Origin of the sequence: Nesterenkonia sandarakina, from assembly GCF_003003175.1 — a bacterium.
In the GTDB taxonomy this organism is placed as follows: domain Bacteria; phylum Actinomycetota; class Actinomycetes; order Actinomycetales; family Micrococcaceae; genus Nesterenkonia; species Nesterenkonia sandarakina_A.
This window is the reverse complement of record NZ_PVTY01000001.1, coordinates 52097-66592: the sequence shown is the minus strand read 5'-3', so window position 1 is coordinate 66592 and position 14496 is coordinate 52097. Positions and strand designations below refer to the sequence as shown.

Here is a 14496-nt window from a genome sequence, read left to right as displayed (position 1 = left end):
CACTGCGACGTCGCACCGGCACACGGGAACCCCATCAGGATGAACCGGAGGGGGAGCCTGTGTGCAGGGGATCTTCGGTTAAGATGCGAAGCCTGCCAGACAGCACAACAGCCTAGCACCGGGGATGACAGAACCCCAATCATCAGCTGGATGATCGGGGTTCTGTGAGGTGCAGATCAGACGGGGCTGGAGCTATCCGCGCAACGCCTTGCGATCGGGGCGGGTGCGGTAGGGGTCCACGCCCTTGGGGATCGGGGGCCGAGAGATCGGCAGCGCGGTGAGCCGGCGGTCCACCGCGTTGACCTCGTGCTTGGTGAGCTTCTTGTCGAGCTTCTTGATCGTCTTGGCCAGCTTCTGCAGCGATACCTGCTGGTCGCCGCGTCCGGACTGGATGACGTGGATCGGCACACCGGTGTCACGGAGGATCGGGCTGAACCGCTTGCGGGTCTTCTCCACGAGCTTGTTCACCCGCCCGGCGGGGCCTTCGGTGACCAGCACCAGACCGGGCTTGCCCAGGACTCGGAAGATCGCGTCCTGGGTCTTCGGGTCCATCGCGACCGGCTCTTCGGTGACGATCCAGCCGCGCTTGAGCGTGCTCAGCGCCGCGGCGGCGGCACCGGGGCGGCCTTCGATCCGGGAGAACGCGGCCTTCTCGGCTCTGCGGTTCATGATGATCATCGCGGCCAGCAGGCCGAAGGGCAGACCGATCAGCAGACCGGTCACCCAGTTGAGCGTCAACGTGAAGATCAGGAAGAACACGCCGAAGGTGACGAAGAAGGCCAGCGCCATCCACCATCCGATGTTCGGATCGTAGGAGCGGGTCATGGTGAAGACCTGCTTGATCCGCGCGAAGAAGCCCTCCTGCTTATTGGCCTTCTTGCGGGCCTTGCGGTCCCGCTGTTCGGCCTTCTGCTCGGCCTTGAGGTTCTTGAGCGCGGCCTTTGCCTCTGCCTTGGAGGAAGCCTTGGGAGGAGTGGAGTCTGCTGGTGCCATAGTGATCTCAGTCTACCGCAGGCTCAGTACCCTGCGGCGACCAGCGTGGATGCTTCCTGCTTGGTGGCTCCGGAGGGCTCGATGTGCGCCAGCGCGGCGGGGATCTCCCAGCCCTTCTTCTGCATGGCCTTGGCCCAGAGGGATCCGGCACGGTAGGAGGAGCGGACCAGGGGCCCGGACATCACGCCGAGGAAGCCGATCTCCTCGGCCTCCTGGGAGATGTCGAGGAACTCCTGGGGCTTGACCCAGCGGTCCACCGGCAGGTGCCGCGGGGTGGGCCGCAGGTACTGGGTGATGGTGAGCAGGTCGCAGCCGGCGTCGTGCAGGTCGCGCAGCGCCTCGGAGACCTCTTCGCGGGTCTCGCCCATGCCGAGGATCAGGTTGGACTTGGTGATCATCCCGTGGCGGCGGCCCTGGGTCAGCACGTCCAGGGAGCGCTCGTAGCGGAAGGCCGGGCGGATGCGCCGGAAGATCCGGGGAACCGTCTCGACGTTGTGCGCGAACACCTCGGGGGCGGCCTCGCAGATCCCGGCGATGTTCTCCTCGCGCCCGGAGAAGTCCGGGATCAGGATCTCCACGCCGGTGCCGGGGTTGAGCTCGTGGATCTTGCGGATGGTCTCGGCGTAGAGCCAGACCCCCTCATCGGGGAGGTCATCGCGGGCGACGCCGGTGACGGTGGCGTAGCGCAGCTGCATCTCCTGGACGGACTGCGCCACCTGCAGCGGCTCGGACTCGTCCACGGCGCCGGGGCGGCCGGTGTCGATCTCGCAGAAGTCACAGCGTCGGGTGCAGGCGGAGCCGCCGATGAGGAAGGTGGCCTCGCGGTCCTCCCAGCACTCGAAGATGTTCGGACACCCGGCTTCCTCGCAGACCGTGTGCAGGCCCTTCTCGCCCACTCGCTTCTTCATCTCGGTGAACTCGGTGCCGATCTTGACCTTGGTGCGCATCCACTCGGGTTTGCGCTCCACGGGGATCGAGGCGTTGCGTGCTTCGACGCGCAGCATGCGTCGGCCTTCGGGTGCCACAGTCACTGTGGTGCTCCTTCTGTTGTTCGGGACATCACACAGGTGTCCTGGTCTGCGCCGAGGCCGGGGGATCCGGCAAGGACGGGCGCGTCGTCGTCGTGCAGCAGCGGAGGCAGCGCATGGCGCAGCTCCTCGGTGACCCGGTCGGCCACCTGTTCTGGGGTGACCTGCCGGCCCAGCTCGGCGCTGATGCTGGTGGTCTTCGCGTCAGTGATCCCGCAGGCGATGATGTTCTCGAACGGGGCGAGGTCGTTGGAGCAGTTCAGCGCGAACCCGTGCATGGTGACCGAGCGGTGCACCCGCAGTCCGATGGCGGCGATCTTCCGGTCCGGGCCGTCTCCGGTGATCCAGACCCCGGAGCGTCCCGCCACCTGGGTGCCGGTGATGCCGAAGTCGGTGGCCAGGATGCGGATCAGGGTCTTCTCCAGCACGCAGACGTAGTCCTTGACCAGTGACCGGTCGCGCAGATGCAGGATCGGATAGCCGACGAGCTGTCCGCGGCCGTGCCAGGTGATCTTCCCGCCGCGATCCACGTCCACCACGGGGGTCCCGTCTTCGGGCAGATCAGCCGGTTCGGTGCGCCGACCTGCGGTGTAGACGTCGGCATGTTCGAGCAGCAGCACGGTGGAGGGCGCCGAGCCTTCCTGCACCGCCGTGTGCAGACGCCGCTGGAGGGCGAGCGTCTCGGAGTAGTCGAGAAGCGCAGGATCGAACCCCAGCCTCGTGAAAGTGAGCTCCATGACACCAGACTAGACCGAACCGACCACGCGGCGGGAACCTGATGCAGAGATGACCTGTGGATAACCCGCAGACCGGCTCTGCGTCCGGTGAGAATGGATGTCATGAACGGTGACATCACCGGGCGCCTCCTGGGGCGCCGCACCTCGCATCGCACTGCTGGCAGCCCCGAGCAGGCCGCACCGCTGGAGCGGATGCGGCGGACCTTCGACGACTCCGTCACCCGCGGCTGGGACCCTCCGTCGGCCCCGGGCATCACCGTGGAGCGACTTCTCGGCGCCGGCGGGAACGCCCTGGTCTGGCTGGTCTGGTGGGACTCTCCCGATGAGCCGGACTGGCAGCTGGTCGACGGCTGCCCGCCGGCGGCCTTCGCGTTGAAGGTTCCCCGAGCTCAGCGAGCAGGCCAGGAGGTCGGCGGGGGAGCGGGCGAGACGGCCGGGCGGCGGCGCCGGGAGCCGGTGGAGCGAGTCGCCGCGGAGCTTCAGGCGCTGGACATGCTCCGTCATGAGCATCTGGTGCGGGCCTATGGCGCCCTGGAGACCTCCCAGGGACTCGGACTGATGCTTGAGCCCTATAACACCGGGTCGCTGGGTCAGCTCCTGCGCAGCGTCGGCAGGCTCAGCCTGGGGGAGGTGGTCACCGTGCTGACTCCGATCGCGACCGCCCTGGGGGCGCTGCATCTCGGCGGTGTGGCCCACGGAGACGTCTCGCCGGGCAACATCCTGCTCGCCGCGGACGGCAAGCCGGCCCTGGGGGACCTGGCCGACGCCGCGATCCTGGGCACCGCGCGCTCGGCGTCCGGGACTCCCGGGTTCGCGGCACCGGAGCGTGAGCTGGAGGGACGACTGCCGCCAGGGGCCGATTCAGCCACGCGGCGTGAGGCTCGCTCCGGACTGTCCCCGGAAGCCGATGTGTACTCTCTCGGGGCGGTCGCCTGGTTCTCGCTGACCGGCTCGGTTCCGGCTCGGAGCAGCCAGCGGGCGCCGCTGCCGAGCCTGCGCCCGGAGCTGCCGGACACCATCGCGCTGCTGCTGGAATCGGCCCTGCAGGAGGATCCTGGTCTGCGGCCCAGCGCGCAGGACTTCGCCGTCGAGCTGTTCCGCTGCTCCGCCCCGGCCGCGCTGGACCTGACGCCGCATGTGCACGAGGAGGTGGTGCCGGAGCTGCCGACCCGGCCCGGAGCAGAGACCAGCGCGCGACGGCGGGCGCCCCGGCTCAGCGCCCTGGCTCTGGGTGCGCTGGGGTTCCTCGGGCTCTGGTTCGCGGCCGGGCTCGTCACCCCCACCCCGACGACGACGTTCGCGCCGATCGCACAGACAGCACCGCCCGAGACCGAGACCACGGAGCAGCGCAGCGCGGATGGTCCGCGCAGCCCCGAGGATCCTCGCCCGCGCGCCCCGGATCCTGCCGGGCTCAGTCCCGCGGAGCTGCTGGGTCACCCCGACGCAGAGCGCGCGGTGGAGGGCATCGCGGCGCTGCGGACCCAGGCGCTCCGCGAGGCGTCTGTGGAGCAGGTGCGGGGCTACACCGTGGCGGAGGCCCCGGCTCGGGCGGCCGATGTGCGCCTGGTGCGAGACTTCGCCGAGGCCGGGCTGAGCTATCGGGGGGAGCCCCTGGTGATCAGCGTCGGGGACGAGCAGCCGGACCTGGACCAGCAGTCTGATCAGGACACCGGCCCGGTTGAGAGCGAGGTTGAGAGCCGGGATGAGAGCCGGGAGGGCGGGGAGGCCGACGGCTGGAGCGCCGGTGACGCGGAGGGTGATCGGGGGAGGGTCGCCGAGCTGCGGGCCACGGTGACGGCCACCGGTATGGGCAGCGGCGCGCCCGAATCCCAGGAGGTGGTGCTGGTGCTGCAGCGGCAGGAAGGCCGGTGGCTGCTGCACACCGTCCGCGAGGTGGACCCTGCGACGGCGGGCGGGTCCGCCTCGGCGGCTGAGGACGGCTGAGCGGGACTGAGACCGGATGAGCGGGGTGTGGTCGGCTGAGACGCAGAACAGGGCCCGTCCGGATGGACGAGCCCTGTTCGCTGCGGTGAACTTGGAGGCGCAGGAGCCTCCGCCACCTGACGCCCAGACGTTCGGACGCTGACTCCGCTGAAGTCAGCGTCCGAACGTCTGGCGGCGGCTACAGACCCAGCTGGGCCTCGAAGTTGCCTTCTTCCAGACGTGCCTTCAGCGTCTGCATGAAGCGGCCCGCGTCGGCGCCGTCGACCAGTCGGTGATCGTAGGTCAGTGAGAGGTACATCATGTGGCGGATGCCGATGGACTCGTTGCCGTCGCCGTCGGTCACGACCATCGGACGCTTCACGATCGTGCCGGTGCCCAGGATCGCGACCTGGGGCTGGTTGATGATCGGCGTGTCGAAGAGCGCCCCGACCGAACCGAAGTTCGTGATCGTGAAGGTGCCTCCGGAGAGCTCACCCGGACCGATCTTGGACTGGCGGGTCCGCTCCGCCACATCGGCGATCTTCTTGGACAGTCCGGCGATGCTGAGATCTCCGGCGTCGTTGATGACCGGCACGAGGAGGCCCTTTTCAGTGTCCACGGCCAGTGCGAGGTGCTCGCTGTCGTGGTACGTGATCTGCTGGTTGGCCTCGTCGTATTCGGCGTTCAGCTTGGGGTGCTGCTTCAGGGCCTCGGTGACCGCGGTGCCGATGAAGGGCAGGTAGGTGAGGTTCACACCGTTCTGCGCCTTGAAGGACGCCTTGGCCTTGGCCCGCAGGTTCACGATCCGGGTCATGTCGACCTCGTGGACCTGGGTCAGCTGCGCGGCGATGTCCAGGGACTCGTTCATCCGCTGGGCGATCACCTGGCGGATGCGTGGTGCCTTCTCGGTGGTCCCGCGCTTGGTGGTGTCCACCTCGACCTTGGGTGCGGACTTCGCGGCGGCAGGAGCCTCGGCGGGAGCCTCGGGCTGTGCCTGAGACTTGCTCGCCTCGGCGGCGTCGACCACGTCCTGCTTGCGGATGCGACCTCCGACCCCGGTGCCCTTGACGTCGGCGAGGTCCACGCCCTCGTTCTTGGCCAGGCGGCGCACCAGCGGCGTGACGTAGCCCTCCGCGGAGGAGTCCGAGGTGTCGCTCTTCTGCTCGCTCTTGGCCGGGGACTCCTGCTTGGTCCGCTCCTCGGGAGCGGGCTCCTGCTCGGGCTCAGTCTTCTCGGGCTCAGTCTTCTCATCCTGTGACTGCTTCGGGGCCGATTCCTCGGTGGCTGGCTCTGCGGCCTTCTCCTCGGCGTCGGCGTCCTGCTCGGCATCGGCGGAATCGGTGGAGCCGCCCGCGCTTGAGCCAGAACCGGAACCTGAGCCCGACCCGATCAGGGCGAGCACGGCGCCGACCTCGATGGTCTCGTCCTCGGAGACCTTGATCTCCTGGATGGTGCCTGCCACGGGGGATGGAACCTCGGTGTCCACCTTGTCCGTGGAGACCTCCAGCAGCGGCTGGTCGACCTCCACAGTGTCGCCGACCTCGACGAGCCAGCGGGTCACGGTGCCCTCGGTGACCGACTCACCCAGTGCGGGGAGCGTGATCTCCTGGCTCTCGCCGCCCTCGGAGGAGTCCGAGGAGGACTCGTCGGAGGTGTTCTCCTCGGCGGCCTCCTCGGTGGCCTCGGGCTGTGCCGCCTCGGTGGCGGCATCTTCGATGTCTTCTGCGTCGTCGCTGGACTGCTCGGACTCGGCCGGTTCCGACTCGGCGGACTCCTCCGCGGAGTCATCGGAGGAGCCGGAGTCATCGGAGCCGGACCCGTCGCCGATCCTTACCAGCGGGGCGCCCACTTCGATGGTCTCGTCCTCGGCGACGAGGAGCTCCTCGATCGTGCCGGCAGCCGGGGAGGGAACCTCGGTGTCGACCTTGTCGGTGGAGACCTCCAGCAGCGGCTGGTCGACCTCGACGGTGTCACCGACCTCGACGAGCCAGCGGGTTACGGTGCCCTCGGTGACTGACTCACCTAGGGCTGGAAGGTTAACGGTTTCAGACATGGTGTCCGACTCCTACTCTCAAAGTTCGACACAGCCTCACGGCTGGAACATTTATCTCTACGGGCGGTTCTGGGCGGGCCCCGGAGCTGGTCCGGGAAGTGCGGGCGGTGCCGATCAGCCGTGCAGCGGGTGGCCGAAGAGCGCCATCGCAGCCTCGCCCATGGCTTCGTTCTGCGTGGGGTGTGCGTGGAGCAGGGTCGCGACGTCCTCGGGGTAGGCCTCCCAGTTCACGATCAGCTGGGCCTCGCCCACCTGCTCGCTGATGCGGGTGCCGATGCCGTGGACTCCGACGATCGGGCCGTTCTTGACCCCGACCATCTTGATCAGGCCGCCGGTGCCCAGGATGGAGGACTTGCCGTTGCCCGCGAGGTTGTACTCGGTGATCTCGATCTTGTCCTTGCCGTACTTCTCCTCGGCGGCGGGCTGGGTGTAGCCCACGGACATGATCTCCGGCTCGCAGTAGGTGACCTTCGGGATGTTGATGTCCTCGACGATCATCGGCTTGTTTCCGGCGATCTCCTCGGCCACGAAGATGCCCTGCTGGTAGCCCCGGTGGGCCAGCTGCAGACCCGGGACGATGTCGCCGATCGCGTAGATGCTGCCGACGCCGGTGTGCAGCCGCTCGTCGGTGATCACGAAGCCGCGGTCCAGGGTGATGCCTGCGTCCTCGAAGCCGAAGCCCTCGGTGACGGGTCCGCGGCCGACCGCGACGAGGCAGATCTCAGCCTCGAAGGTCTTGCCGTCTTCGAGGGTGACCGTGACGCCGTCGTCGGTCTCCTTGACCTCGTTGAAGAAGGTGCCGGTGTTGAAGGTGATGCCGCGCTTCTTGAAGCTGCGCTCGAGCTGCTTGACGATCGAGGGATCCTCGTTGGGCACCAGCGAGGGCAGGCCCTCGATGATGGTGACCTCGGTGCCGAAGGAGGTCCAGGCGGAGGCGAGCTCGCAGCCGATCACGCCGCCGCCGAGCACGATGGCCGACTTCGGGGTGTAGTCGAGCTCGAGGGCCTCGGTGGAGGTGATGATCTTCTTGCTCAGCGGCAGACCGAAGGTCTTCGACGTCGAGCCGGTGGCCAGCACGATGTTCTTGCCGGTGTAGCGGGTGCCGTCGACCTCGATCTCGTTCTCCGAGACCAGCTTGCCCTCGCCGGAGATCACGGTGACCTTGCGCATCTTGAGCAGACCGGTCAGGCCCTTGAACTTCCCGGCGACGATGCCGTCCTTGTACTCGCGGACCTTGGCCATGTCCACGCCTTCGAAGTTCATCTTCACGCCGTACTTCTCCGAATTGCGCGCCTCGTCGGCGAGCTCAGCGGAGTGCAGGTACGCCTTGGTCGGGATGCAGCCCCAGTGCAGGCAGGTCCCGCCCAGCTTGTCCTTCTCGATGAGGCCCACGGTGAGTCCGTGCTGGACTGAGCGAAGCGCGGCCGCATAGCCTGCGCTGCCTCCTCCGAGGACGAGTACGTCGAATTCCTGAGGCTGGTCGGCCACGGTCATTGCTCCCTTGCATTGAGTGAGACGTGAAGATCATTGTTCGGTCTGGAAGAGCCCCTCGGCAGGCGCTGAGGCCCGCCGAGGAGCCTCTCCCAGGTGTTCACTGGATTCAGCCTATCGCTTGTGCGCAGGCATCAGCCACTGGATCAGCGGCTCAGGCCCTCGAGGTAGCTGATCAGTGTGCGGACCATCACGCCGGTGCCCGACTTCGGGGTGTAGCCGTAGGCGCCCTTCTCGTTGAACGCCGGACCTGCGATGTCCAGGTGGGCCCAGGGGATGCGGGTGGTCTCGGGGTCCAGCGGGTCGGTGGGCGCGCCGGTGCGGTCTCCGACGAACTCGCGCAGGAAGGCCGCGGCGTTCATCATGCCGCCGAAGCGATCGCCGAGGTTCGTGAGATCCGCCACCTCGGAGTCGAAGCCGGAGCGGGCCTCCTCCGGGATCGGCATCGGCCAGACGCTCTCGCCGGCCTCCTTCGAGGCCATGACCAGGGCTTCACGCAGGTCCTCGTTGCCCATGACGCCGGTGGTGCGCACTCCCAGGGCGATCATCTGCGCGCCGGTGAGCGTGGCGACGTCGATGATGGCGTCGGGCTGCTCGGCGGAGGCGGCGACGATTCCATCCGCCAGGACCAGACGGCCCTCGGCGTCGGTGTTGAGCACCTCCACGGTCTTGCCGCCGTGGATGGTGATGACGTCCTCAGGGCGCTGCGCGGTGTCCGAGGGCATGTTCTCGGCCAGGCAGAGCCAGCCGGTGACCTTGACCGGCAGGTTCAGGTCCGCGGCCGCCCGGACGACGGCGGCGACCGTGGCGGCGCCGCCCATGTCGAGCTTCATGGTGGTCATCGCCGCGGCAGGCTTCAGCGAGAGCCCGCCGGAGTCGAAGGTGATGCCCTTGCCGACCAGCGCGATGTGCGCGACCGGCTTGGCGGGGGAGTGCTCCATCCGGACCAGGCGCGGCTTGCGCGAGGACCCTCCGCCGACGCCGAGGATGCCGCCGAAGCCGTCGCGGGCCAGCTCCTTCTCACCCCAGACCTTGATCTTGAGCTTGGCGGCCCGGGCAGTGCCGCCCTGCTGGGCCGGGGCCTTGGTCCGGTCACCGAGCTCTGCGACGATGTCGGCGAAGCTCTCCGGGTAGAGGTGGCTCGGCGGGGTGTTGACCAGGTCACGGGTGGCGCGCACCGCGGAGCCGACGACGGCGGCCCGGTCGATGGCCGGACGGGTCGCCTTGTCCTTGAGCTCGGTCAGCACCTGGATGTCGCTGACCGGGGTGGCCGTGCGGGCCTCCTCGGAGCTGCGGAAGTGGTTGAAGGAGTAGGCACCGATGGCGGCTCCCTCGGCGATGGCGCCGACCTGCTCCACCGAGGCCGAGGGCAGGGCCAGGGCGACGGAGCCGATGCTTCCGAGCTGCCGCACGGCGGATCCGGCGGCCCGGCGCAGCGCCTCGAGGGTGATGCCGCCGGTGGCCTCACCGGTCAGCGGCCCCACACCGATGAGCACCAGGGTCTCGGACTTGAAGCCGTCCATGCCGGGGAGGCGGAGCAGCTGGTCTGCCGCTCCGGTGGCGCCCAGCGCCTTCAGCGAGTCCGCGACGCCCTTCGCGGCGTCATCGGCGAGCGGGTTGGGGAGCAGGATCGGTCCCTGCGGCCCTTTGGCGACGCCGAGCACCAGGGCGTCGGTGTCGGTCTTCTCCACGGGGGTGGAGACGGCTGAGAGGCGGGGCTGGAAATCGTGGATCACAGTGGTCCTGTCTGATTCCGTCGGTGGTGGAATCGGGGTATGTCGTCTTGGTTGCTCTTGATAATCGATCCTAACCACTTTCACCACGGGAATGCCTGCAGGTGGCATCCTGTTGTATATACGACTCACCGAGATGTTGGCGCGGCCGAAGGGCCTGCGGCGCAGCTCGGACCCCATATCGGAAAGAGGACCCCTCAGGTGAAGGACCCCCTGGATCTGCTGCATGTCCATCCCGCAGCCGATGGAAGCGACGAGTCGGACGCCTCCATCAACCTCGGCGCCCAGGACGGGCACGAGTCCAGCGTGAGCGCCGAAGGCGGTGCCCTGGTGCTGCGCGGCGACCAGTCGCCCGCGGATCGGTTGAGCCTGCTGGTCTCCTGGTCAGGCCACACCGATGCCGGCAGCCTCAGCGAGCAGCTCTCCGAGTCGCTGCTCGGCGCGCTGCCGCACCGACGGCTCGCGAGCTTCGACGTCGACGAGCTCTTCGACTACCGGTCCCGCCGCCCGCAGATCACCTTCACCGACAACCGGTTCAGCAACTTCGAGGCGCCCTCGCTGGAGCTCTACGAGGTGCGCGACGCCCTGGGACGCCCGTTCCTCTTCCTGACCGGGGATGAGCCCGACTACCAGTGGGAACGTGTGTCCTCCGCGGTGCTGCAGCTGGTGGACCGGCTCGACGTGAAGCTGGTCGTGCTGGTGGACGCGCTGGGCCTGCCCACCCCGCACACCCGGCCCATCGGGGTCACCGCGCACGGCAACCGGCAGGACCTGATCGAAGGAATCTCCACCTGGGGCCCCAGCGCCCAGATCGAGGCCGGCCTGAGCCAGTTCCTGGAGCTGCGGGTCGCCGAGGCCGATCGGGACGTGGTGGGCTACACGCTGCACGTCCCGCACTACCTCGCCGGGGGACGCTTCCCGCACGTGGCGGTGTCCGCGCTCGAGTACGCCGGTGCCGCGCTGGAGCTGATGCTGCCCACCGATGAGCTGCGCGAGTCCTCCCGGATGGTGGAGCAGGACATCACCCGACAGGTGGCGCAGAACTCCGAGATCCAGGGCATGGTCGACCGGCTGGAACGCAACTTCGACGAGTACGCCACCCCGCAGCAGCGTTCGCTGCTGGTCAAGGACGACGACGCCGTGCCCGACGCCGAAGAGCTCGGTGCCGCCGTGGAGGCCTACCTGCGCCATCATGATCCGGCGGCCGACGCCGAGGCGGCCCGCACCGGAGCGATTCAGGACCTGCTCGGAGATGCGCTGAAGGACCCCGCAGGGGAGTCAGACCCTGCTGATCCGGACCCCGCCGCGGCGCCCGGATCAGAACCCGAGGCCACAGCACCCGAGGGCGAGGTCCATGACGGACCCGAGGACGCTCCGACGGATGTTCCGAGGTCCCAGGAGCACCCGGAGTCTGACCCAGAGGGGCACGACCGCCCCGAGTAGCGCGCCCCCGCTCAGTCTTCCCCAGAAGCCGCCGACTGGATCCCGGCCGGCGGCTTCTCCACAGTGCGGGTTCCCAGCGTCGAACTGCCCATCGAGTCCCGCAGTCTGGCTCCATGGACGCTCACACTCCCGTCACGCAGGGCCCGCTCTCGGTCCAGGATCCCGGCCACTGCATGGCCCTGGTGCGGCACACCTTCGGACGCCTGCCGCAGGAGTCGCTCATCGTCATCGGCCTGCTCCGGGGCTACACCGGCGGGCACATGCGCATCGACCTGCCACCGGCACTGCAGGATCCGTTCACCTCCGCCCGGCTCGTCGCGGACTGCCTGGCAGGGGAGGGCTCCGCTCCGACGCCTGAGGCGGCGCTCGTGGTGCTCATCGGCGAGGGTCCCGTCACGCCCGAGCAGGACGACGTGTGGCGTGCCTGTCTGGATGCGCTGACCATGATGCTCGACTCCGAGTACTGCGTTCGGATCGTCCAGACCTGGTTCGTCTCGGGAGACCACGTCCGTGACCCGCTCTGCACAGACCCCGGCTGCTGCAACCTTCCGGGCCGCCGCCTCTCGGATCTGACCCTCCCGCACCTGGGCGGGCCCCTGGGTGCCGGGCCAGGCCGTGAGACCCAGCCGCTGGACCGCGCGGCCGACGCGTTTCTCGACGGTGCACCCGGCGCCGACCCGACGCTCACCGCGTACCTCGCTGAACTCCGCCGAGGCCATCCGGAGGGGCGGGACCAGCACACCCCGCGGCGCCGGCTGTACGCCTGGGATCTTGCCCTGCGGGAGCAGCTGGACTCCGCGCGGAAGTCCGGCAATCAGCGGAAGTCCGGCAGTCAGCTGATGGACCCGGCAGCCCGGGCCGAGCGGCTCACCGAGCTCCTCGGGCAGCTGCGCAGCGGGTCCGGTCGGGACCTGCTGATTCCACTGGCCGCCCTGAGCCTCGACCATGCGCTGCTCGGGCTGCACCTCGATCATCGGGCGCGCGAGGTTCCTGCGGTGATTCCAGGGGATGCCGCCGAGGAAGCGATGCTGCAGGACTGTGCGAAGTCGTTCTTCGGCGAGACGGGGAGCCGCCCCGACTGGCGGCGCGTGGACGCGCTGGAATCGGTGCTGCGCGAACTGGTGCCCTACGCCCGCGGTCCCGAGCGGGAGAACCTGCTGTGTCTGATGGGATGGATCGAATGGGTGAGGGGCCGCGGCAGCGCGGCAGGCTCCTACGTCGACCGGTGCCTGACGGAGTTCCCGCAGAACCAGTTCTGCCAGGTCATCGAATCGCTGATGCAGTTCAAAGGGGTATGCCTCTGGGCGCGGGTCAAGCAGCACAGCTGGTCCTGGTCCAGGAACTCTATGGCGGATCCGGATTAGCCGAATAAAATCGCTCAGATTGGGAATGCGGGCGGAACACGCTATGTTGTCAAGCATTGAGACCCTGCAACCATCGAGGGATCACACCCAACCGGGGAGCTGTTGACAGCTCCTCAGCCGAGTGCGATTTCCGAAATGGCCTTGACAGGGTCATAGGTGTGTTGACCGACAAGTTCATCGCATCTGCATCACATGTCTAAGTCGGAAGGTCACCGTGCCCACTACTGCGTCCAAGTCCACCGAAGAGAACGCGGCCGCTGCAGAGGCTGAGAAGAAGACGCCCGCCAAGAAGAGCACTGCAGCTCGCAGCACCGCCGCGAAGTCCACCGCAGCGAAGAAGAGCCCCGCCTCTTCCACCGCCAAGGCGCCCGCCAAGAAGGCCCCGGCCGCCAAGACCACCGCGGCCAAGTCGACGGCCGCCAAGACCACTGCGGCGAAGACCGCGGCAGAGAAGAAGGCGGCCGCCGCGTCCACCGACAAGGTGCCCGCGAAGAAGACCGGTGGCCGCAAGAAGGCCGCCGATCCGGTCGACGAGGTCCTCGCCGAAGTCGATGCCGAGGAGAAGGCCGCACCCACCGCGGCGCTGGAGAAGGCTGTGGCGAAGGCCGTGGCCGACGGTGAAGACCCCGAAGCCATCACCGAGGAGTCGGTCAAGGCCAAGGAGGGTGAGGAAGAAGAGTCCAAGGGGCGCGGCTTCGTCATCTCCAACGCCGATGAGGATGACGCCCCGGCGATCCAGGTGGTCTCCGCCGGCGCCACCGCTGACCCGGTCAAGGACTACCTCAAGCAGATCGGCAAGGTCGCGCTGCTCAACGCCGAACAAGAGGTCGACCTCGCGCTGCGCATCGAGGCCGGGCTCTTCGCCGAGCACAAGCTCAACAACCAGAAGATCACCGATCGGCGGCTGCGCCGTGACCTCGAGCTCGTGGTCGCAGACGGCAAGCGGGCCAAGAACCACCTGCTGGAGGCCAACCTGCGCCTAGTCGTCTCGCTGGCCAAGCGGTACACCGGTCGCGGGATGCTCTTCCTGGACCTGATCCAGGAGGGCAACCTCGGACTGATCCGCGCGGTGGAGAAGTTCGACTACACCAAGGGCTTCAAGTTCTCGACCTACGCCACCTGGTGGATCCGCCAGGCGATCACCCGCGCCATGGCCGACCAGGCTCGCACCATCCGCATCCCCGTGCACATGGTGGAGGTCATCAACAAGCTCGCCCGTGTGCAGCGCCAGATGCTCCAGGACCTGGGCCGCGAGCCCACCCCGGAGGAGCTGGCGCAGGAACTCGACATGACTCCGGAGAAGGTCGTCGAGGTGCAGAAGTACGGCCGCGAGCCGATCTCGCTGCACACCCCGCTCGGCGAGGACGGCGACTCCGAGTTCGGTGACCTCATCGAAGACTCCGAGGCCGTCGTGCCCTCCGACGCAGTGAGCTTCACGCTTCTGCAGGAACAGCTGCACTCGGTCCTGGACACCCTCGCCGAGCGCGAAGCCGGTGTGGTGGCCATGCGATTCGGCCTCACCGACGGTCAGCCGAAGACTCTCGACGAGATCGGCAAGGTCTATGGCGTGACGCGCGAGCGGATTCGGCAGATCGAGTCCAAGACCATGTCGAAGCTGCGCCACCCGAGCCGCTCACAGGTGCTGCGCGACTACCTCGACTGAGTCCCTGCTCCACTGAGGACCCCTGTCCGCCGAAGCTCAGCTGAGCTTCGGCGGACACAGAAGAAGGG

10 protein-coding genes are annotated in these 14496 nt (G+C 68.1%); 4 read left to right on the top strand and 6 right to left on the bottom strand.

The window, feature by feature from the left end; translation table 11 throughout:
- Positions 1-192 precede the first annotated feature (192 nt).
- The 3 genes from BCL67_RS00275 to lipB are packed head-to-tail and all read right to left on the bottom strand — an operon-like array spanning position 193 to position 2758.
- On the bottom strand, positions 193-993 hold the full coding sequence (locus BCL67_RS00275; RefSeq protein WP_106121484.1) for a DUF4191 domain-containing protein: 801 nt from the start codon (positions 991-993) through the stop codon (positions 193-195).
- A gap of 23 nt (positions 994-1016) precedes the next feature.
- A complete protein-coding gene (gene lipA, locus BCL67_RS00270; RefSeq protein ID WP_106121483.1) occupies positions 1017-2024 on the bottom strand; it encodes a lipoyl synthase in 1008 nt (335 codons plus the stop codon).
- Positions 2021-2758: a lipoyl(octanoyl) transferase LipB gene (gene lipB / locus BCL67_RS00265; RefSeq protein WP_106121482.1), complete on the bottom strand. Its 738-nt coding sequence runs from the start codon at positions 2756-2758 to the stop codon at positions 2021-2023. Before lipB ends, lipA begins: the two co-directional genes overlap by 4 nt.
- 102 nt (positions 2759-2860) lie before the next feature.
- On the opposite strand from lipB, the gene BCL67_RS00260 reads away from it, so the two are divergent.
- A complete protein-coding gene (locus BCL67_RS00260) occupies positions 2861-4702 on the top strand; it encodes a serine/threonine protein kinase (protein ID WP_181255825.1) in 1842 nt (613 codons plus the stop codon).
- 178 nt (positions 4703-4880) lie between these two features.
- Here BCL67_RS00260 and sucB read toward each other — a convergent pair whose 3' ends face one another.
- The 3 genes from sucB to BCL67_RS00245 form a co-directional block, all read right to left on the bottom strand.
- On the bottom strand, positions 4881-6734 hold the full coding sequence (sucB, locus tag BCL67_RS00255; RefSeq protein ID WP_106121480.1) for a 2-oxoglutarate dehydrogenase, E2 component, dihydrolipoamide succinyltransferase: 1854 nt from the start codon (positions 6732-6734) through the stop codon (positions 4881-4883).
- Positions 6735-6848: 114 nt separating this feature from the next.
- Positions 6849-8228, bottom strand: coding sequence for a dihydrolipoyl dehydrogenase (lpdA, locus tag BCL67_RS00250; protein ID WP_374955612.1), 1380 nt, complete (start codon positions 8226-8228; stop codon positions 6849-6851).
- A 143-nt stretch (positions 8229-8371) separates the two neighbouring features.
- Complete coding sequence (locus BCL67_RS00245) at positions 8372-9961, bottom strand: leucyl aminopeptidase (protein ID WP_106121479.1); 1590 nt, start codon at positions 9959-9961, stop codon at positions 8372-8374.
- Positions 9962-10159: 198 nt separating this feature from the next.
- On the opposite strand from BCL67_RS00245, the gene BCL67_RS00240 reads away from it, so the two are divergent.
- The 3 genes from BCL67_RS00240 (at position 10160) to BCL67_RS00230 (ending at position 14428) form a co-directional block, all read left to right on the top strand.
- Positions 10160-11401: a PAC2 family protein gene (locus BCL67_RS00240; protein ID WP_258174632.1), complete on the top strand. Its 1242-nt coding sequence runs from the start codon at positions 10160-10162 to the stop codon at positions 11399-11401.
- Between the two features lie 113 nt (positions 11402-11514).
- Complete coding sequence (locus BCL67_RS00235) at positions 11515-12765, top strand: DUF4192 family protein (RefSeq protein WP_106121477.1); 1251 nt, start codon at positions 11515-11517, stop codon at positions 12763-12765.
- Between the two features lie 181 nt (positions 12766-12946).
- Positions 12947-14428 carry an RNA polymerase sigma factor gene (locus BCL67_RS00230; RefSeq protein WP_374955614.1) on the top strand — a complete coding sequence of 494 codons (1482 nt, stop codon included), beginning with the start codon at positions 12947-12949 and terminating at the stop codon, positions 14426-14428.
- Positions 14429-14496: the final 68 nt, after the last annotated feature.